This is a genomic window from Sphingobium sp. HWE2-09, from assembly GCF_035989265.1.
In the GTDB taxonomy this organism is placed as follows: Bacteria; Pseudomonadota; Alphaproteobacteria; order Sphingomonadales; family Sphingomonadaceae; genus Sphingobium.
The window spans coordinates 2,580,670-2,601,044 of record NZ_JAYKZX010000003.1 but is presented as its reverse complement, the minus strand read 5'-3'; the positions used below and the strand labels follow the sequence as shown (position 1 = coordinate 2,601,044).

The 20,375-nt window shown below is 62.6% G+C and carries 19 protein-coding genes and 1 pseudogene; 9 read left to right on the top strand and 11 right to left on the bottom strand.

Annotated features, from left to right (window positions below; all coding sequences use genetic code 11):
* The first annotated feature begins 17 nt into the window (after nt 1-17).
* From U5A89_RS18120 to U5A89_RS18105, 4 genes are all read left to right on the top strand, one after another.
* Nucleotides 18-524: a (2Fe-2S)-binding protein gene (locus U5A89_RS18120; protein ID WP_338162417.1), complete on the top strand. Its 507-nt coding sequence runs from the start codon at nt 18-20 to the stop codon at nt 522-524.
* On the top strand, nt 521-1,507 hold the full coding sequence (locus U5A89_RS18115) for an FAD binding domain-containing protein (RefSeq protein WP_338162416.1): 987 nt from the start codon (nt 521-523) through the stop codon (nt 1,505-1,507). Before U5A89_RS18120 ends, U5A89_RS18115 begins: the two co-directional genes overlap by 4 nt.
* Entirely contained in the window at nt 1,504-3,822 is a 2,319-nt protein-coding gene (locus U5A89_RS18110; protein ID WP_338162415.1) for a xanthine dehydrogenase family protein molybdopterin-binding subunit, read from the top strand. The genes U5A89_RS18115 and U5A89_RS18110 overlap by 4 nt, the downstream gene beginning before the upstream one ends.
* A gap of 131 nt (nt 3,823-3,953) precedes the next feature.
* Nucleotides 3,954-5,042, top strand: coding sequence for a metallophosphoesterase (locus tag U5A89_RS18105; protein ID WP_338162414.1), 1,089 nt, complete (start codon nt 3,954-3,956; stop codon nt 5,040-5,042).
* Between the two features lie 253 nt (nt 5,043-5,295).
* On the opposite strand, the gene U5A89_RS18100 is transcribed toward U5A89_RS18105, so the two are convergent.
* Together U5A89_RS18100 and U5A89_RS18095 are read right to left on the bottom strand one after the other, a co-directional pair.
* On the bottom strand, nt 5,296-6,276 hold the full coding sequence (locus U5A89_RS18100; protein WP_338162413.1) for an aspartyl protease family protein: 981 nt from the start codon (nt 6,274-6,276) through the stop codon (nt 5,296-5,298).
* 173 nt (nt 6,277-6,449) lie between these two features.
* Nucleotides 6,450-7,343 carry a LysR family transcriptional regulator gene (locus U5A89_RS18095; protein WP_338162412.1) on the bottom strand — a complete coding sequence of 298 codons (894 nt, stop codon included), beginning with the start codon at nt 7,341-7,343 and terminating at the stop codon, nt 6,450-6,452.
* 189 nt (nt 7,344-7,532) lie between these two features.
* Between U5A89_RS18095 and U5A89_RS18090 the strand changes: the two genes are divergently transcribed.
* Together U5A89_RS18090 and U5A89_RS18085 are read left to right on the top strand one after the other, a co-directional pair.
* Nucleotides 7,533-8,135, top strand: coding sequence for a hydrolase (locus U5A89_RS18090; protein WP_338162411.1), 603 nt, complete (start codon nt 7,533-7,535; stop codon nt 8,133-8,135).
* Nucleotides 8,136-8,270: 135 nt separating this feature from the next.
* Nucleotides 8,271-9,206 carry a pirin family protein gene (locus U5A89_RS18085; protein WP_338162410.1) on the top strand — a complete coding sequence of 312 codons (936 nt, stop codon included), beginning with the start codon at nt 8,271-8,273 and terminating at the stop codon, nt 9,204-9,206.
* Here U5A89_RS18085 and U5A89_RS18080 read toward each other — a convergent pair.
* The 9 genes from U5A89_RS18080 to U5A89_RS18045 form a co-directional block, all read right to left on the bottom strand.
* Nucleotides 9,196-9,936: an SDR family NAD(P)-dependent oxidoreductase gene (locus U5A89_RS18080; RefSeq protein ID WP_338162409.1), complete on the bottom strand. Its 741-nt coding sequence runs from the start codon at nt 9,934-9,936 to the stop codon at nt 9,196-9,198. The genes U5A89_RS18085 and U5A89_RS18080 overlap by 11 nt on opposite strands.
* A 270-nt stretch (nt 9,937-10,206) precedes the next feature.
* Nucleotides 10,207-10,908, bottom strand: a complete 702-nt coding sequence (locus U5A89_RS18075) for a YoaK family protein (RefSeq protein ID WP_338162408.1) — start codon at nt 10,906-10,908, stop codon at nt 10,207-10,209.
* A 10-nt stretch (nt 10,909-10,918) separates the two neighbouring features.
* A complete protein-coding gene (locus tag U5A89_RS18070; RefSeq protein WP_338162407.1) occupies nt 10,919-12,355 on the bottom strand; it encodes an alginate export family protein in 1,437 nt (478 codons plus the stop codon).
* Nucleotides 12,356-12,362: 7 nt separating this feature from the next.
* Nucleotides 12,363-12,791, bottom strand: a complete 429-nt coding sequence (locus U5A89_RS18065; RefSeq protein ID WP_338162406.1) for a DoxX family protein — start codon at nt 12,789-12,791, stop codon at nt 12,363-12,365.
* A 21-nt stretch (nt 12,792-12,812) separates the two neighbouring features.
* On the bottom strand, nt 12,813-14,657 hold the full coding sequence (locus U5A89_RS18060) for an amidohydrolase (RefSeq protein ID WP_338163102.1): 1,845 nt from the start codon (nt 14,655-14,657) through the stop codon (nt 12,813-12,815).
* A gap of 190 nt (nt 14,658-14,847) precedes the next feature.
* Nucleotides 14,848-15,798, bottom strand: coding sequence for an alpha/beta hydrolase (locus U5A89_RS18055; protein ID WP_338162405.1), 951 nt, complete (start codon nt 15,796-15,798; stop codon nt 14,848-14,850).
* A gap of 107 nt (nt 15,799-15,905) precedes the next feature.
* A complete protein-coding gene (locus tag U5A89_RS18050) occupies nt 15,906-16,613 on the bottom strand; it encodes a substrate binding domain-containing protein (RefSeq protein WP_338162404.1) in 708 nt (235 codons plus the stop codon).
* On the bottom strand, nt 16,553-16,846 hold the full coding sequence (locus tag U5A89_RS21400; protein ID WP_445190666.1) for a LysR family transcriptional regulator: 294 nt from the start codon (nt 16,844-16,846) through the stop codon (nt 16,553-16,555). The genes U5A89_RS18050 and U5A89_RS21400 overlap by 61 nt, the downstream gene beginning before the upstream one ends.
* A 21-nt stretch (nt 16,847-16,867) precedes the next feature.
* Nucleotides 16,868-17,932 (bottom strand): LysR substrate-binding domain-containing protein, encoded by a 1,065-nt coding sequence (locus U5A89_RS18045; protein ID WP_338162403.1) that lies wholly within the window; start codon nt 17,930-17,932, stop codon nt 16,868-16,870.
* An 81-nt stretch (nt 17,933-18,013) separates the two neighbouring features.
* Here U5A89_RS18045 and U5A89_RS18040 point away from each other — a divergent pair, with 81 nt between their 5' ends.
* The 3 genes and pseudogenes from U5A89_RS18040 to U5A89_RS21395 form a co-directional block, all read left to right on the top strand.
* Nucleotides 18,014-18,880: a pirin family protein gene (locus tag U5A89_RS18040; RefSeq protein WP_338162402.1), complete on the top strand. Its 867-nt coding sequence runs from the start codon at nt 18,014-18,016 to the stop codon at nt 18,878-18,880.
* Nucleotides 18,881-19,008: 128 nt separating this feature from the next.
* Entirely contained in the window at nt 19,009-19,644 is a 636-nt protein-coding gene (locus U5A89_RS18035; protein WP_338162401.1) for a hydrolase, read from the top strand.
* 212 nt (nt 19,645-19,856) lie between these two features.
* Nucleotides 19,857-20,228: pseudogene (locus U5A89_RS21395) on the top strand (BapA/Bap/LapF family prefix-like domain-containing protein); the annotation flags it as partial.
* Nucleotides 20,229-20,375 lie beyond the last annotated feature (147 nt).

The following is a 20,375-nucleotide window of genomic DNA, read 5'->3' as shown; positions in this document are numbered from 1 at the left end:
CGAAGGAGGCAAGCCCTATGACGATTACGGTCAACGGACAGGATTTTCCCCCTCCAGACGACGCGCGCGTATCGCTGCTCGACCTGTTGCGGGAGCAGTTGAACCTGACCGGCACGAAGGTCGGCTGCAACCAGGGAGCCTGCGGGGCATGTACCGTGCTGCTGGACGGCAAGCGTGTCCTCTCCTGCCTCACCTTGGCCGTGCAAGCCGACGGGCGATCCGTCACGACGATCGAGGGATTGGGTACGACCGAGGCTCTACATCCGATGCAAGCCGCGTTCATCGAGCATGACGGCTTCCAGTGCGGCTATTGCACGCCGGGCCAGATTTGCGCGGCGACGGCCATGCTGGAAGAAGTGGCTGCGGGCATGCCAAGCTATCTCACCGCCGATCTGGCAGTCGATCGCATCACCCTTTCGCGGGAGGAGGTGCAGGAGCGGATGAGCGGCAATCTGTGCCGATGCGGCGCGCATAACGGGATTGTCGACGCTATCCTCGACGTTGCCGGGGCGCACCGGCCATGAACCCGGTCAGCTATGCCCGCGCGCCTTCGGTCGCGGACGCGCTGCAGATGGTGAGGGGGCAGGACGTACGCCTGCTCGGCGGCGGCACCAATCTGGTCGATTTGATGCGTAAGGGGGTGGATACACCCTCGCAGCTTATCGATGTCACGGCTCTTCCGGACGGCATAGATCGGGCGGAGGATGGTGGCCTGATCATCGGCGCGGCAGCGCGGAACAGCGCCGTTGCGGCGCATCCTCTCATGCGGTCCGATTATCCGATGCTGGCGCGCGCCATATTGGCCGGAGCATCGGCGCAGGTTCGCAACATGGCGACCGTTGGCGGCAATGTGATGCAGCGGACGCGGTGTCTGTATTTCAACGACGTGACCGGCTCGCGCTGCAACAAGCGGGTGCCGGGCAGCGGGTGCGACGCCATCGGTGGTTTCAACCGCTATCACGCCATATTGGGCGGATCGGATGCCTGTATCGCCACCCATCCCTCGGACATGTGCGTCGCGCTCGCCGCCCTGGATGCGCGGGTCCATCTCGTGGGTCCAGCAGGCGAACGCACCGTCCCGCTCGTCGCCTTCCACCGCTTGCCGGGCGAACGGCCCGATATCGAGACGGTGCTCGATCCTGCGGAGATCATCGTCGCGATCGCGCTTCCGCCATCGCCTTTCGCAGCACGTTCCGCCTATCGCAAGGTACGCGACCGGGCGAGCTATGCCTTCGCCCTCGTCTCGGTCGGGGTGGGGCTGACGATGCGCGAGGACAGGGTCGATACCGTCAATGTGGCGTTTGGCGGTATCGCGCCCAAGCCCTGGCGCGCGGCCCGGATAGAAGACGCGCTGCGCGGCGCATTCCTCTCGCCGGCAGCGATAGAGGAAGCGTTCGAGGCGGAATTTGCCGAAGCGACGCTATTGCCCGGCAATGGCTTCAAGCGCGGACTGGCGCAACGAACCCTGTCCGCCATGCTCGTCGAATTGGGAGGAGCGGCCCGATGACCAAGATCCAGAACGCCGTGATCGGCTCGGTCCGGACCGTCATCGGCTGGGTGCCCGCAGGCTGGCTACCGGGTGGGTCGCCCGACCCGCTGATCGAACGACGCGCCGCGATCGGGCGGCAGGCGTCGCGACTGGACGGACCATTGAAGGTCGCAGGGGAAGCGCGCTTTGCCGCCGAAGTCGCGGTGGACAATCTTTCTTATGCAGCGCTTGTCTACAGCCCGATCACCCGGGGCCGGATAGCGCAACTGGACACAGGCGCCGCGGAAGCAGCGCCCGGCGTTGTTCTGGTCGTGACGTACCGGAACATGCCGCGTCTCGGCACGCTGGCGTTGATCGGCATGAGCGACATGTCCGCCGTCGGGAATAGCGATCTGCCGATCCTGCAGGACGCGCAAATCCATTATAATGGTCAGGTCGTCGCAGCCGTAATCGCAGAAACCCAGGAACAGGCCGATCACGCCGCCTCGCTGATCGTGATCGATTACATGGCCGAACCGGCGAAGACCGTGTTCGAGGAGGCCAAGGCGACGGCCCGGACGCCCGCATCCGTCCTGATCGAGAAGAACCATGTCACGGTCGGCTATCCCGAGCGTGAACTGGCGCAATCAGCCCATAGCGTCGACCATGTCTATCGGACGCCCCCGCAGAATCACAATGCCATCGAACTCCACACCGTCACTGCCCTATGGGAAGGCGACGGTTTGCTGGTGCATGACACGACGCAGATGGTCGCGCCAAGCGCGACGGCGCTCGCCAAGCTGTTCGGCCTCAAGAGGGAGCAGGTTCGGGTTCTGTCGCCCTTCGTAGGCGGCGGCTTCGGCGGTAAAGGCATGTGGGATCATCAGATCATTGCTGTCGCCGTGGCGTGGATGGTGGGGCGCCCGGTGCGGCTGACGCTCAGCCGGGAGGGCGTCTACCGCATCATCGGCGGCCGGACCCCGTCCGAACAGCGCGTCGCCATCGGCGCGGATGCGGCGGGCAAGTTCACCGCGCTGATCCATAGCGGCTATTCGGTGATGCCGCCTTATGGTGCCTGCCCGGAACAATATACGCTCGGTTCGCGCGCGCTCTATGATGCGAAGAGCTTCGAATTTCTTCAGCGCCATGTTGATCTCGACATCGTGCCCAATACCTTCATGCGTGCGCCGGGCGAAGCGATCGGGACTTTCGCGGTCGAGAGCGCGGTCGATGAACTGGCGCATGCCATGGGCGTCGATCCAGTGGCGTTGCGCCTCGCCAATATTGCCGAGCGGCATCCCGTCTCCGGCACGCCTTTTTCCCAGCATGCGCTGAAGCAGGCCTTTACTGACGGCGCCGAACGGTTCGGCTGGAGCCGTTGGACTGCCGAGCCGGGTGCGCGGCGTGACGGCGAATGGCGGATCGGCATGGGCTGCGCGGCGGGCAGCTTTCCCTATGCACGCATGCCCGGCGCCCATGTCCGCATCACGCTGCATGCCGACGGGTCGGCGACCATTGCCTGCTCCGCGCAGGAAATGGGAATGGCCACAGCGACGGTACAGGCGCAGCACGCTGCCGACCGGCTTGGGCTTCCGCTGGAGGCGATCCGCTTCGAACTGGGCGATTCAGACCTGCCCGCAGCGCCTATGGCAGGCGGATCGTCGCAGACGGCGTCCGTCGCCGGAGCGATCATCGCCACTGCGGAAAAGCTGACGGGCGAAATGCTGCGTCTGGCGGGCAATGCCAGCCCCGTCGCCGGGCTGCGCGTGGGCGAGGTCCAACTCACCGATGGCGGCATCGCCAGCATCGCCGATCCGTTGCGACATGAGCGTTTCGCGTCGATCCTTGCGCGGGCTGCGCGGGATGAGCTGACGGTAACGGCGGCGGGCAGCATGCCGCTCGAAATGTTCAAATTCGCCATGCACAGCACGTCCGCCGTTTTTTGCGAACTGCGCGTCAGCGACATCACCGGGGAAGTGCGCGTCGATCGGCTATTGGGTTCCTTCGATTGCGGCAGGATCCTCAATCCCAAGACCGCAGCCAGCCAGTTCCGGGGCGGCATGATCATGGGGCTCGGCCTTGCCCTGACCGAGGAAAGCTTGTTCGACGAGCGTAGCGGCCGGATCATGAATGCCTCGCTCGCCGACTATCATATCCCGACCCATCTGGACGTGCCGCAGATCGACGTGATGTGGACGGATATTCCCGATCCCCGGTCGCCGCTGGGGGCGCGGGGCATCGGGGAGATCGGCATAACCGGTGTTGGTGCCGCAGTGGCGAACGCGGTGTTCAACGCGACCGGCAAGCGCGTGCGCGACCTGCCGATAACATTGGACAAGCTGCTGCCGGATTGAAGCGCGGTATCCGTGCCTGCATCATCCCAATATATCGGCCCTGATGGTGCGGGCGGCTGTTGCATGCGCCGACCCTTGTCAACTTCACCGGAGCAAATCCTATTTTCCACCTCATCTTCGCGCTGCCCTCTATGCTCGTCATCACGCGCTTCCTGTGGCCGCTGCCATGGCCGCTGGCGGCGAAGCTCGTAATCGCGGTTCTGATGCTGGTCGCTTCGCAGTTTCAATATTGGAGCAAATTGTCGTCCGGATCGATCTTCGCGCCGGAGTTCCCCCGCGCCATCGTCATCCTGTTCAACTGGGCGGGCGGCGCGATCCTCTTCCTCGCGCTGATGCAGGCGCTCGCCGATGTGGCTCTGCTCCTATTGTGGTTGGCACCGGGGCGAACGATAGTGATGCCCGTCGACATGCGCTATGTGATGGCCGTCCTGGCCATGATCCTTGCCGCGGTCGGTGTCTATAACGCGACGCGGGTTCCGGCACTGAAGGATGTAAGGATCGACATTGCTGGGCTGCCGCCGCAGTTCGACGGCTATACCATGGTGCAATTGACCGACTTGCACATCAGCCGTCTGTTTCCGACGGCATGGACTCGGGCCGTTGTCGATCGCACAAACGCGCTCGATGTCGATCTGATCGTGATAACAGGCGATGTGATCGACGGCAGCCTTGCGATGCGCCGCGCCGATGTCGAACCCTTGCGCGACCTGCGCGCCCGTGATGGCGTGTTCATGAGTCCGGGCAACCATGAATATTTCCTCGGCTATCAGGAATGGATGCGGCATTTCGCTGAAATGGGCATGCACATTCTGGCCAACGACCATGCGGTTCTCCGCCGTCAGGGCGGTAGTCTTGTGCTCGCTGGCGTGACGGACAGGACGGCGCCAGCAACTGGGATGCCGCCGCCGGACTTGGAGGCCGCTCTGGCTGGCGCACCGACAGGCACGCCCATTCTCCTACTCGACCACCAGCCCGGTCCAGCAAGCATGGCGGCGGCGCGCGGTGTCTCGCTTCAGCTGTCCGGCCACACCCATGGCGGCATGATACCTGGATTGGATCGCCTTGTAGCGATGGGCAATAATGGCTTCGTGTCAGGACGCTATATGATCGACGAGATGACGCTGTATGTGAACAATGGGACTGGCATATGGCCTGGATTTGCAATGCGTCTGGGCCGTCCCGCCGAACTCACCCGGATTACGCTTCACAGGCAATCCTGACGGGCTGGGCCGACGCCGGCTACCTTCGGGGGCGATCTTCCGATAGCGAGCTTGTCTAAACGTCGAGCAAGCGATTGGTTCGCAACACCGTAAGGACTTAGTTGGTTTCTACGATGACATTATGGGGCATGTCACGGTAGATGCATTCGCCCCTTTGACCACCGGTTCTTCGATCCAAGCTTGTTTAAAATCACGGACTTTCCTCTACGAGAATGGCCACCGAACGCCTCCAATACGGTCACTGCACGCATCGTTAACCTTCGATGCAGAGGGTCTTGGCCGGGTAGTCGAAGGTTATCGCGCCTGCCTTCCACAACGGGACACCGAGCGAGCCGTCAAATAAGCCGATTTCAAAGGCCCGAACTCCCGATGTAACCGCCGCCTCGACGCCGGTGATGACCGTTCCACCAAGGCGCATTTCCGAGATAGAAACCAAGCTGCCCTGCACCGGTCCGCCTGTCCCATGGCCCACCTGCTGCGCCTTACCCGAAGCAATCAGCGCTTTACCTGCATCGGTGCGCACGAAGGGACCGCCGATCATCAAAGCATTGTGACGCGTGCCGAGATCCACGACGAGCTTGAGCTTCACCGGATCAGAGGCTGGTGTTGGCCTGATCTCGGCTTCAACCATGGGCACATCGGAGACGATCGTGAGCGGAATCGGCGCTGCACATTTGCCGATGCTCCCGCTCGGGCCGAATGTGATGAGCTTCCGCCGGTAATCGACCCGCACCGCGCCATATTTGAATGCAGGAGAGCCGATCAGAACCTCGATCGTCATGCCTGCCGACGACGAGAGTTGTTCCAGGTTTGCGGAAAGGCCGGGCAACTTCTCAAAGCCGAGGGGGCCGACTTTCAGGGCGGCGATGTCGATTGGGCGTAGCTGCTGCGCTTGAGCACCGGCACCCGCCGCCTCCCCGATCGACTCTGCAGTCGCCAGACCGAGCGCTTCAGTCGTCCGCTGATCTACCAGGAGCGCGCCGGAGCCGCTGTCGAGCACTGCCGACTGGCGCCGACCATTGAGTGTCACATCGAGAGCGACAAGGTTGTCGTGTATCTCGAAGGGAATGCTGATGGGCGTCTGGGGCGCCTGTGTTGGACGATCTCGATCGCTAGCCTCAGATTGCCATTGTTCCTGCTTATCCTGCGATGCGGAGGTCTGTGAAATGGCTGGTCCACCCCAGACCCCGGTTGCAAGAAATGCGGTGAGCACCTGCCCAAATTTGATCTTCACGGATAATCCCACTCATTGGCATTGACCGCGTCCCGACCGGAAGCGCGGTAGCGACCCTCGGGAACACGGAGCACGAGGCGTCGGTCTGTCGCTAATCTGTCCTCTAGGTAGCGTTCATGATAGTGCTGCCTCCGCTACTGCTGTGTTGCACCACCCGGAACGCTGGCGGGTTATCAACGCGTCTCTTGTGTGTTCAGGGCAGATCCGCCGAAACATTCGACCAACATGTCCGTGAGCACGCGGATCTTGCGCGCAGGATGCTGCCCGGGCGGTCTGATTACGTATATTCCGAGCCTGGGCAGCGGATAGCGCGGCATCACCTCAACCAGCGCGCCCGAAGCGAGATGGTGCGTGATCAGCGCCTCGGGCAGTCCGGCGAGGCCTATACCCGCAAGCGCTGCGCCTACGAGTGCAACCGCGTTGTCGGCTTTGAACCGCCCCTGTGGCTTCATCATGACGATCTTGTCGCCGTCCGTGACCGGCCAACTCTCGGTTCCCTGCATGACGACCTGATGGGTCACAAACTCGTCAGGCGTTTCCGGCGAGCCATATTTTTCGATATATTCTGGAGCCGCGACATATTTGCCCGTCGTCCAGCCCACCAGTCTTGCCATCATGTTAGAGTCGCTGAGATGGCCGACACGGATGGCGCAGTCGAACCCCTCTGCAATGAGGTCCACGAACCGGTCTGAGTAGGACGCCTGGATTTTCAAGTCCGGATGGCGCCGCGCCAACTCCGCAATGACAGGCGCAAAGTGCGTCGGCCCGAAAGTAAGCGGAGCCGAAATCCTAAGGCGGCCGCGTAGCGCGCCAGCGGGGAGAATGGTTTCCCGCGCTATGTCGATCTCGGCACAGACCTTTGCTGCATGGTCCCGGAAGGTAGTCCCCGCCTCCGTTAGCGCCGCACCTCGTGTGGTGCGCGCGAGCAACTGAATGCCCAGGTCCGCCTCCAAGCGTGCGAGGCGCCGACTGACGATCGACTTCGACACACCCAATCGAAGCGCCGCAGCAGTGACTCCGCCCGCATCCGCGACCTCCACGAACGTCCTTAGTTCTTCGATATCCATCCGGTGTTCCCAAGTGCGCAACACAGCATAGCAGGGTGTGAAGCTACCGCGCCAGAAAAGGCGATGATACCCCAGTTGTGGGGCGATGCTCTGTCCTAGCGCCCCTTTCGACGACAAATTACGGCAGCAAAGGAATAGCCATGACCTTTCGCAACGGTCTCGAACTCGCTTCTTCGCCCCGAAGATTCGGTGCTCGTGCTTATCGATCACCAGCCCTATCAACTCGCAAACCTGAATAGCCACGATCCTCAAGCGGTCGTGAACAACACCACCGCGCTCGCTAAAACGGCCAAGGTCTTCGGCGTGCCGACGATCCTGACGAGCGTCATAGCGGGCCGCGGAGGCCTTATCTTCAAGCACGTCACCGACGTTTTCCCCGGACAAGAGGTGATCGACCGCACGTTCATCAATACCTGGGAGGACAAGGCGGTCGTCGACGCTGTGAAGGCGACCGGGCGCAAGCAGCTTATCATCGCGGGCCTTTGGACAGAGGTCTGCGTGGCGATGCCGGCCATCCAGGCGGCGGGCGAAGGCTGGGACGTGACGGTGGTCACCGACGCGTCGGGCGGCACTTCGGTCGAGGCACATGGGGTCGCGGTCCAGCGCATGATCGCCGGTGGCATCAACATGATCACTTGGCTGGCTCTTGCGGCCGAATGGCAGCGTGACTGGGCACGTCTTGAGACAGCCGCTCCGTTAACGCAGGTCATGATCGACCATGTCGGCGGCAGCGGCATAGCCTATATGTGGGAACAGCAACTGCTCAATACGCCTGTCTCGACCGAGGGTTAAGATAGGCGGAATGCGGAGCCGGCAGGTTGAGCTGCCCTCAGTTCATACCGCGCCGGCTTCTGCTCCATGGCAGCCTATTACGCGCCATCCCGACTATGCAGATGTCATCGATATCTTGGCTGAATAGGAGAGACAATGATCGAGTTGGTGATCGAACAACGGCGACGGAACCTCGGTGGCAGTTTCGAGGTAGGCCGGGTCTTGCCCTTCGCCAAGCGCCGGATGGTGGGCCCCTTCATTTTCTTCGACCATATCGGGCCGGTCGACGTCCCCCGTGGCGTTGACCGCAGCGCTGATGTTCGACCGCATCCGCATATTGGGCTTTCCACGGTCACCTATCTGTTCGCTGGCGAGATCATGCACCGCGACAGCCTGGCCTGTGAGCAGGCGATCCGTCCCCAGGAGGTCAACTGGATGACGGCAGGGCGGGGCATAACCCATAGCGAACGGCTGGAGCGTGCACGCGCGCAAGGGGACAGCATCCATGGCATCCAGGCGTGGGTGGCCCTCCCCGACGGAGTCGAGGAAACCGAACCGTCCTTTTCTCATCATTCCGGGAGCGACCTTCCGCAGTGGACCGAAGGCGGGGTCACGGGCCATCTGATCGCGGGCAGCGCCTATGGACTTACCGCAGGGGCGCAAACCCATTCGCCACTTTTCTACGTGCATCTGGACTTGGCACAGGGCGCGAGCGCCGAAGTACCGGGCGGTTACAGCGAGCGCGCGGTCTATATCGCCTCGGGCGCCCTGGAGGTCGACGGGCGACGATTCGAAGCGGGACAGATGCTGGTTGTGGACGGCTCTGCATCGCGCGTGACCGCAACCGAGCGATCCACGATCATGCTGCTTGGCGGCGAGCCGGTCGGCCAGCGCTACATTTATTGGAACTTCGTTTCGTCCTCGCAGGAGCGGCTCGCTCAGGCGGCGGCAGACTGGAAGGCTGGGCGGATGAAGTTGCCCGATGCTGACCATGCCGAGTTTATACCGCTCCCGGACGAACCCGCTCCGGCGCGGCGCACCCCGGCACCACAGCCGACAAGCGCGCCACTGCCTTTACGATTTAGGCAATAGCCCCACCATCGACGGTCAGCGTCGTGCCGGTGATGATACCTGCCGCGGGGCTGGCCAGATAAGCGACAGCGTTACCGATCTCACGCGGTTCGGCGTACCGGCCCAGCGACGTCAGGCTGCGCTGGAAGTCGGCCGCCTCGCCATCCGCTGGGTTCGAGTCCGTATTCGTCGCCCCCGGCTGGATGAGATTGACCGTGATGCCCTTCGGCCCAAGCTCGCGGGAGAGGCCACGGGTGAAGGAGGTCAGTGCTGCCTTCGACATCGCATAGATCGTGATGCCAGGGAACGGAACGCGCTCGCCAAGTGCCGAGCCGATCGTGATGATGCGACCGCCTTCGCCGAGGTGCGGGATCACCGCCTTCGCGAATAGCACGGGTGCCCGAACGTTGACGTCCATCACGCGCTGATATTCGCCAATATCGATGTCGGCGATCATGCCGGAGTGGCCGATCGCGGCGCTGTTCACCAGAATATCAATGCCGCCCAGCGCGGATACAGCCTCTCCCACGGAACGGGCGATAGCCTCCGGATCGACGCTGTCGGCCTGGATGGCGACCGCGCGGCGTCCCGCCGCCTCGATAGTCTTCACAACAGTCTGCGCTTTTTCGGCCGCGCTTTGATAAGTGAAGGCGACGTCTGCCCCGTTTTCCGCAAGTACCAGAGCGATCGCCGCGCCGATACCGCGCGATGCACCGGTGACCAGTGCGCGCTTTCCTTTAAGATCAATCATATTTTCGTCCTTCTCTATCAATTTGGCGCAAATCTTCCGCCTGTCGTCGCGGGATGGAAAAAGCACATGACTTCATGATGCGCAGACTTAGCAGTTGCGGTCGGCGTTTCTTAGCGGCGGGATGTGCCAAGCTGTGTTGCGTGAAGTGGAACGTGGCGGAAGGAATTTGGGGCGGGCAGGGAACAACTATTCCGCGTCAATTACCGTTGGCAACTCTTGATTCCGGTCCGGTTAACGCGATGATCGCGACGGCGCCATCGGTGAACGCCATCAAGATTTGGCTGGCTCCATCGCGCTCGGGTGAACCGCACATAATGCCGTGCCGACCAGCACGAGAGCGCCCGCCATTAGGAGCGGAATGACCAGCGATCCGGTTCGAACAACCAGAAGCGCCCCCAGCACCGCACCGCCGAGGATCGCCGCAACGCTGCCGATCCGGCGCCCCCAGTTCGGATTGCCGCCACCTGCCAAGGTGGAGTCGGCCGCGATGCCGGTGATGGTGAGCGTAAGCACTGTCGTCGTCAGGTCGGGCACCTTGAGCTGGCGGATAGTGGCGTTTCGAAATCCCATCGCGATCGCGGTTGCGGCGATGATCGCATACAGCGCCCAATGCGGAGCCTGGTCCGCGACCTCGAAGCGGAGCGCAATCGCCGCGGCCCCCCATAGCAGAGCGGCTTCAAAGAATGCCGCCGTCAGTAGCCAGCGGCGCAGCGGACGCCCCCCCATCGATTTCCCGATGCGACCCGCCACCAGCGCACCAATCATGAATGTCATGAGCGCCACGAGGCCTGGTGCCACGACGAAGCCGGGCGTGCCCGCAAGCGCGAATCCCAAAAATACGACGTTGCCCGTCATGTTGGCGGTGAACACCTTGCCGAGGCCCAAGACGCTCGCCGCGTCGACGAGACCCGTTGTCAGCGACAGCATCAGGAGCAGGGGCACGCGCGGGTCGAAGGCAATCTTGTCAACCATCGAGGGCCCTTCAAAAACGGAAATTGGCTTCGAGGCCCAGCATGACGATCGTTCGTGCGCTGCCGGTCTGACGAATGAAACCGCCCGCGTAAAAGGCGGACAGAGAGGAGGAAATTTCGAGTTCCGGCGTCACCTGCCACCCCAGCGTCCCCTCCACCTCCTTGCCGATGAAGCGGGCAGATGCGGTGCCGGGTGCGCGGATCAGGTTGCCTGGAATGTCGTACGCACCGTCGCCGCGTGAGTAGCGCCAGTAGGCGTTGCCGCCGAGGCCGGCCGTGACGGTCGGTGACAGCGTGACCGCGACCCGCGGGTTGACGTTGATGATATTAGTGGGGCCGACGGGCGACAGTTCGCCGAAATACTTACCCTTCGGAAACAGTGCGTTGAACGTGCCCAATCTGCCGTCGCCGACACGGCGATCGCCGCTTATCACATTGACGCGCAGCACCGTATCCAGGGTAAGAGGCGCCCTCGGAAATGTCCGGCCCACTTCGGTGCCGAGCGTCCAAGCGGCGATGGTGCCGCTGGCGTAGCGGCCGAACTGCGCCACACCCTCGACGTTCCAATGCCAGTCGCCGACCGCGCCGAACGAGCGCGCACCGATGCTGTGGCGCAGCTCGCGACCCGTCACGCCGCCGAAGCGTGCCGTGGTGTTGCGGTAGCCGAGATAATAGAGATCAAGGCCGACGCCTGGTGCGATGATCGGGATGGTCGCATAAGCACCCCAGAGCGACTTGGCGCGCGACCGCGTGTCGTCGAACGTGCCCAAACCCGGCATTACTGGCCGTACCGCCAATATGCTGACAGTCGCACCCTTCACGGATATGAAGCCTCGGAACCCGTCGAAGGCCAGCGGGACGTTAGGGCCGTAGCGCGTGCCAACCAGTCGCTCAGTGCCGAGCGATAACATCTGCCGCCCGGCACGCAGCGTCAGCCCCATGCCGTCCGACGCGTTGGTTTCGGCACCTATGCGCACGTCCACGAAGCCCTGCAGCAGGTCCGCGCGTGTCTGGTCGACCGGCCCGGCCGAGGGCGCGACGCCGACCGCATAGGCTAGGATCGGCTGGACGAAGGCGCGCGCGGCGACCTTGCCGGTGCCGACATGCAAATCGGCGTAAGGCATGGCGCGCAACCAGAGATAGCTATCGTTCGGAGCGTCCGCATCGCCCCAAAGATTAGCGTGGTAGTTCTCGTTACGCGCGCGCAGTTCGATGCCCGTCGTCAGATATGCGCCGCGGTTGCCCAAAGGTATGTACTTGAGCGGCTCGGTCCAGTGATCGTCGCGCGCAGCGGGGTCGGCGAGCCGGTCGTAATGCTCGTCGTACCGGGTGATCGTCAGCGTCGGCGATTGCCACGCGTCGGTCGCGGTAGGCGCAGCGGCGCCCGCTTCACCCGAGCTGCTCTGTGCGTTAGCGGTACCGGCCCAGAGCGCCAGAACGAGACACATCGGCCGCCTACGCACGGTCCCGCTCGGCTTGCGCCAGCATCGCCGCGAGGATGAGGCCACCGACTAGCCCGAGATGCTCGAAGAAGGCGTTGGTCGCCATGAAGCGCTCCGATCCCGGCGGAAGCAACCAAAAAGCATTGGCCGTGATCGCCGCCAGCACGGTGAATATGCCGAGCATCCCCGCCCCAAGCCACACGCGCCGACCACTCAAGATCAACAGCGGCCCGACGATCTCGACGGCAATCGTCAATGCGGCCCAAAGGGCCGGTGGATTCATTCCGAAGTGCGCCTGTTCGGCAACCGCCGCCGACCAGTTACTCGCCTTGATCACACCACCCAGCAGATAGGCGCTGACCAGCAGGAGGCGGGCCGCCAGACCTGTCCAGCGCCAACCGAGGATTGCATCGACGAAGCGGGGAGTGCGGTCCACTCGCATATCCACTCCTATCGTCGACGCTCAAACCGCCCAGCAGCCGCAACCGAGCGCACCCCAGAAACTCTGCACGTCTCTGGCGGGGATGTTGGCGCTGAGCGCAGCGGCGTGATCGTGGCCGTGCACAGCGCAGCCATGTGCACAACCGCATGCGCTTGCGAGCATAGCCGACGCCTCGGGGCTGCGGTGGTAGCCGCCGACGGTGGCGACCGGCGACCAGTCTGGCATGGGTCGCGGGATCGCGGGAGCGAGGCGCTCATAGTCGCCTTCGCCGAACACTATTTTGCCGCCGAGCACCGTCAACACGGAGCGTAGGTGCGGGATGTCGCTTTCGGGCACGGAGAGATAGTCGCCAGACAGCACCGCGAGGTCGGCAAGCTGCCCAGCCTTGATCTGCCCCTTCTTACCAACTTCGCTGGAGAACCATGTGTTCTCGTACGTCCACATCGCGAGCGCCTTTTCGCGACTGACCCGATTGGTGCCGGGATAGAGGCTCAGCCCGCCGACGGTGCGGCCGGTCACGAGCCAGTGGAGCGATACCCAGGGATTGTGGCTGGCGACGCGGGTCGCGTCGGTGCCCGCGCCGACGGGGATTCCGGCTGCCAGCATCCTGGCGATCGGCGGCGTCCGTTCCGCCACGCGCGTGCCATGACGCTCGACGAAATATTCGCCTTGATACGCCATGCGATGTTGGATCGCTATTCCGCCGCCAAGCGCTGCAATGCGGTCGATGTTGCGGTCGCTGATCGTCTCGGCATGGTCGAAGAACCAGTTTATGCCCGTGAAGGGCACGTCCTTTGCGACCTTCTCGTAGACGTTCAACGCGCGGCCGATCGTTTGGTCGTAGGTTGCGTGGAGACGCCATGGCCAACGGTTCTCTGCCAGCAAGCGGATCACCGGCTCGAGATCGCCTTCCATCGAGGGCGGCATGTCGGGACGCGGGACGCGCAGATCCTCGAAGTCGGCCGCCGAATAGACCAGCATCTCCCCGGCGCCGTTGACCCGATATTTGTCGTCGCCTTGCCCCGGCGTCAGTTGCTTTACCCAGCCCTCAAAGTCGGCGAGTTCCTCCTTCGGCTTCTGCGTGAACAGATTGTAGTTGATCCGCACGGTCATCAGCCCCTGATCGTGCAGGGTTTCGATCACCTCATAGTCGTCGGGGTAGGTCTGCGATCCGCCGCCCGCATCGATGACGCTGGTAATGCCGAGGCTGTTTACTTCGCGCATGAAATGCTGCGTGGAGTTGATCTGATAGTCGAACGGAAGCTTCGGTCCCTTTGCGAGCGTCGAATAGAGGATCGTCGCGTTCGGTTGGGCGAGCAGGAGCCCGGAGGGATTGCCCGCGGCGTCGCGCACGATCTCGCCGCCCGGCGGGTTCGGCGTCTCCTTGGTGTAGCCGACGACGCGCAGCGCGGCCGCGTTGAGGAGCGCCCGGTCGTAGAGGTGCAGGATGAAGACCGGCGTGTCGGGCGCTACCGCGTTCAGTTCGGCGATCGTGGGTAAGCGCTTTTCGGTGAACTGATGCTCGGTGAAGCCGCCCACCACCCGTACCCATTGCGGCGCAGGTGTGCGGTCGATCTGGCGCTTCAGCATGGTCATGGCGTCCGCGAGGCTGGGCACCCCGTCCCAGCGCAACTCCATATTGTAGCTCAGGCCGCCCCGGATCATATGGGTGTGGCTGTCGATAAGCCCCGGGATGATCCGGCGGCCTTTGGCGTCGATCACGCTCGCGCCCGGTGCGGCGGCACGCACGTCCTGTTCGCTGCCGACCGCCAGGAAACGTCCGTCTCGTATCGCCACCGCTTGCGCCTGTGGATTTTCGCGATCCAGCGTTATGATCTTGGCATTGACGAGAATCAGATCGGACATCGCGTCGCTCTGGCGATTTCGATTGGTGTGGGCCATCGCTGACGGCGCCAGCAGGGCGGTTGCCGCCACACAAGCAAGCGTGTCGCGGCGCGTAAGACGGTTCATAGGTGATCCTTTCCGGCCGATGCCGGTCGTTCGGTAAAGCCCATAAACTGTTCCCTCCTGGCCGTCGGACGGCCGTGGCTGATCCTCAGCTTTTCGCGCGGACGTTTGATTTCAAGTGATCGTCGTAAAGCGAGACGAGGTGGCCGACCGCTTGATCGACATATTCCGGCACGTCATACAGGTCGTAATGGTCGGCGCCGTCGATCACGACGAAGTCGCGGCGATTGCGCGCTCGCTCCCACAGTCCCCGTCCAGCTTCGTGTGAAAAGGTCGTGCCGAGTTTCCCGCCAACGATTACCTGAAGGGGTTGGACGAGCAGTTCCTCGACGAGATGAAAGCCGTCATATCCGATCAGGAGGGCGTCGCTGACGAACAACCGTTTATTGGTGCGGCGATCGTGGTGGCCACGCGAGGTGGCATAATAGTCGATGGCGTTGAGGAAAGTGGGATCCTCGATCCCCGCCTTCTTCGCTTCCGCGGGGCTGGGAAGCCATTCTTCCCGCTTTTCGGCTGCGCCCCGTGCCTGCGCGGTGCGCTGCTGCGCAACGGCCGCCAGCAGTTCCTCGACGGCGGTGGCCTTGGGCTGCATACGTCGCCACGCCGATCCAAGATCGTTCGCAACAACAGTGCCGACGGCCTTGAAGCGGCGTTCAATGAGGGCCGCGTTTATTGCATAGCCACCGCCCGCGCAAATGCCGAGAAGACCGATCGCCTCTTCAGCAATGAAGGGCAGTGTTACCAGATAATCGACCGCGCAACGGATGTCTTCGACGCGGACCGACGGGTTCTCGGTATCACGCGGCAATCCCCCGCTTTCCCCCTGAAAAGAGGGGTCGAAGACCAGTGTCACATATCCCTTCTCGACCAGCTTTTCGGCATAGTTGGCGCCCGCTTGTTCCTTTACGCTACTGCCAGGGCCGACGATGACCACGGCGGGATGGCGCTCCTTTTCCAAGAAGCGATCCGGCAGGCGAAGGCGGCCGACCACCTCGCGACCATCGTTCCTGAAGGTAACCCGCCGATTTTCGACACCCATGCCGCCTCCTAGCCTGTGCTTGTTCGACCGAATCGCGCTTGTCCTCGATCGTGCCATTCGCTCCAAGGTGGCGGTAGCTTCACTTCATGTCGTGCTGTGTTGCGGCTTCAGGAACGCAAGTTCAGCGTTGCGAGATCCTGCGCGCCCACGCGGTGCGCGTCCCGCAGCATAATCGCTTTGCACAGGTTCTGGCAGCATGCGATCATCATCTCGGTCAGCATCCGGACCTTGCGCTCGGTATGCTGTCCAGGTGGGCGTACGACGTAGATGCCAAGCGTAGGGGGCGGAAAGCGTTTCATCACCGGAATCAGCGCGCCGGAGTCCAGATGCTCAATGATAAGTTCTTTGGGGATGCCGGCAACGCCGACCCCGGCAAGAGCCGCGGCAACCAGGGCAACGGCATTGTCGGCTTTGAACCGGCCGTGAGGTTTCAGGTTGATCACCCTATCTCCATCCATGGCGAACCAGGATTCGGTCCCGTGCATCACGACGTCGTGGTCGCCAAACTCCTCCGGCGTTTCGGGTGCGCCTCTGCGCGCAATATATTCAGGCGTCGCTACGTAGATCGCGGGCGTATAGCCGACCTTGCGCGCGACCAGATTCGAGTCTGTCAAATGGCCGATCCGGATCGCGCAGTCGAAGCCTTCCGCGATGAGATCGACGAAGCGGTCGGAGTAGGCGGATCGAACCTGCAAGAGCGGGTTAAGACGGGCCATATCCGCAATGACGGATGCGAAATGTGTTGGACCGAATGTCAGTGGGGCCGCAATTCTAAAACTTCCGCGCAGGTCGCCCGTCGGCATGATCGTTTCCATGGCGACATCATATTCCGCGCAGATTTTGGCGGCGTGATCACGAAAGGCGATGCCCGCTTCGGTGAGAGCTGCCCCCGCGTGGACCGCGCGAGCAGTTGAACACCCAATTCCGCCTCCATCCTGCCAAGTCGGCGACTAACAATCGATTTGGAGACGCCGAGGCGCGAAGCCGCAGCGGTTACCCCGCCCGCATCGGCAACCTCCACAAACGTCCGCAAGGCTTCAATGTCCATTTGGCGTTCTCCGCGCTGCGATCATCGCACTTGGCCCAGCCACTGAGGCAGTTCGTCATACGGCCCCTTCTTTTTGGACGCGCCATCCTCGCCAGCCGTAGACCCATCGTTCCAGCCCCGCTGATGCAAACCGGGCGGCACGATCTTCTCCGAGCGCGCGCGCTGTATGGCGCATTCGCGCGCCAAGAAGTCCACCAGCGCACGGACGGACGGTAGAAGTCCGCGGCGTGACGGGAAAACGGCATGGACGATCCCGGATTCCGGCCGCCAATCCGGGAGCAGATCGACAAGCCGTCCCTTCTTGACGTCATCGGAAACGAAGATCGCAGGCAACTGGACCACGCCCGCGCCGACCATCGCGGCGTCGCGGAGCACCGACATATCGTCAGTCACAAGACGGGGCGTATGGGGAACCGTCGCCACCTTGCCGTCGGCGTGGCGAAGCCCCCAGCTATGCTCTCGGGTTTGACGCACCTGATCAAGACTTGGGAAACCGTGGAGGTCCGCCGGTGATTGGAGATGGCCACGTACCAGTTTCGGCGCAGCAACCAGGCATTGAATGCTCTCATCAAGGCGCCGCATGACCAGACCGGTGGAGTCCAGCGGGGGAAAGCGCACCCGCACTGCCAAATCCAGTCCTTCGGAGATCACGTCCACCCGGCGATTGGTGCTTTCCAGTAAAATTTGGACATGCGGATTGATCATCATGAAGCGCGCGATCAGTTCGCCGAACTGGAAGGATAGCAACGCGGTTGGGCAGCTCATCCGCACTACCCCGCGCGGTTCGCCCTGGACCTGCGCTGCGACCTGCTCGGCAGCTTCCGCCTCCACCAGCATCGCGACACATCGATCGTAAAATTCGCGCCCGACCTCCGTTACGGAGAACCGCCGGGAGGACCGGTTGAGGAGCCGGATGCCCAGGCGCTCTTCAAGGGCCAGGACACGGCGGCTCAGCAGCGACTTCTGGACGCCAAGCGCGCGTCCTGCCGCGGAGAAACCGCCATGATCAACGACCGAGGCGAAATAATATAAATCGTTGAGATCTTGCATCGTCCTTTTGGTAGGACACTGCGTCGCTTTCGACAATCTTTCCGTTTCGTCGTCCCAGCCTAATGTACGACTTACACGCATAGTCTCGCACCGGGCCAGCGGAATCGGAGAAGGTACATGGTCAGGGTCATCGGCCGATATGGGAAAGGTCGGCAACATTGGGTGGGTGACGGATTTCCGGTTCGCTCGCTATTTTCGTATAACGACCTGGGCGCATACGTCAGCCCGTTCCTGCTAATCGACTATGCTGGACCGCATCTGTTCGAGCCGACACGCGATCGGCGAGGCGTAGGCAAGCACCCGCATCGCGGCTTCGAGACGGTCACGATCGTTTACGAGGGAGAGGTGGAGCATCGCGACTCCACCGGCAATGGTGGCGTGATCGGGCCAGGCGATGTTCAGTGGATGACGGCCGCAGGCGGCATTATCCACGAGGAGTATCACTCGCCTGGCTTTGCCCGGACCGGTGGCCCTTTCCGTATGGTTCAGCTCTGGGTGAACTTGCCTGCCAGGGACAAGATGGCACCGGCCGGGTATCAAGGTATCCCCAAGGCAGACATACCGGTCGTGAGGCTTCCGAACCGCGCTGGCACGGCACGGATAATCGCCGGTGATTATCGAGGAGTGAAAGGGGCGGCACGCACCTTCACGCCGATCAATGTCTGGGACATTAGCATGCATACCGGGGCGAACGTGACCTTCGATCTGCCTGCGGACCACACGGCCATGATCGTCGTTCTCACCGGACACGTCACCATCGCAGACCATCAGGCGGCGGGTGAAGCGGAAATGGTACTGCTTGGACGCGAGGGTGGCGAAATCTCCATTCGAGCCGATGGCGATGCCAAGCTGCTGGTGCTGACGGGCGAACCGATTGACGAGCCGATCGTCGGATACGGACCCTTCGTGATGAACAGCGAAGCCGAAATCCGGCAAGCCGCCGAAGACTTCAACAGCGGGCGCTTCGTTTCCGCTGCACCATGATCAAGGGGCCGGATGCAGAGCGCGTCCGGCCCCTTTTTCCTGCGGATCGGTTGGCGCTCGGCCCTCCGCGTGAGCATGGGCCGTCAGCCCGCCCCCGATGCGCGACATCAACAGGAAAGGGACCAGTTATGGCTAGTGAGACCATCCGCAACCCACAGACCGATCACCTTCTTACTCCCGGCAACGCCGCCTTCATCATCATCGATTATCAGCCGGTGCAGGTTTCCTCGATCCGCTCGATGCCGCGGGACGAACTGGTGTTCAATATCGTCAGCACCGCTAAATGCGCGGTGAACTATAATCTCCCCATCATCCATTCGACCGTGAACGTGCAGACCGGCCGCAACAAGCCGCCGATCCAGGAGCTGCAGGACGTGCTTGGCCACCTGCCGACCTACGACCGCACCTCGATCAACAGCTGGGAGGACACCGGCTTCAAGGATGCGGTCAAGGCGCTCGGTCGGCGCAAGCTCATCATGACGGCGCTCTGGACGGAGGCCTGCCTGACCTTCCCTGCGCTCGATGCGATCCAGGAAGGGTATGAAGTGTATGTGCCCGTCGATGCGGTCGGCGGCACATCGGTGGCTGCGCACGAGGCCGCGCTCCGTCGGGTCGAACAGGCGGGCGCCAAGCTGATCAGCCGCGTGCAGATGTATTGCGAACTGCAGCGTGACTGGGCCCGGGACGCCACTGTTCCCGGCTTCATGGAAGTCTTCGAGAGTTTCGACGGCTTCAACCCCGAAAAGGCGGCGCACGCAGCCTGACGGCAAGCCTAGCCGGCGGCGGCGGCTCACGTCGCCGCCACTTGCTCGCAAGGAGATATCGCATGGCCCCTTAGCCTGACCGTCGGCCGTCAGCGCGGCTCTATTGTTCGAACCGATTATGGCTCGTCGTCCACATCGGACGGCACGGGACATAAATTATATCCGAAATCGGAATCCTTGCAGCGCCCATAGATAGATGCCGTTTGACCATCATGCTGCGCGTCCCTGCGGCTTGCGACGGGAGACGCGCGAAGATTGCTTGGCGACCATCCGTTGATGGCGGCGCAGAGCGTGGGAAGGGATTGACGATGGCTGCCGATATTATCGACAAATCGACCGGTGCGATCACGCAAACGCCTGTCGATGCCATCACATTGGATAGTCCCAGCGTCGTGCGCCTTCAACTAAGTCAGGAGGCCGTTTCTTCTTTCGAGCAGAATGGCAAGGATCTGATCATTCGGCTGCATGATGGCCAGACCATCCAGGTGGGCAATTTCTATGAACATTTCGACGGCCGGGATAATAACCTGGTTTTGCGCGATGCAGACGGCACCCAATGGCTGGCCCATTCCGGAAGCCGCTTCCCCCGCTTCTCTCTGCTGAATGAACTGGATGACCTGCTCGGCGCCGCTGCGGGTGGAGGGGCGGCGGGATCGTCCCTTGTCCTGCCGACCATAATCGGTGGCATCGGTGTCGCAGGCGTAGCCGCCGCCGCGAGCGGAAGCAGCGGG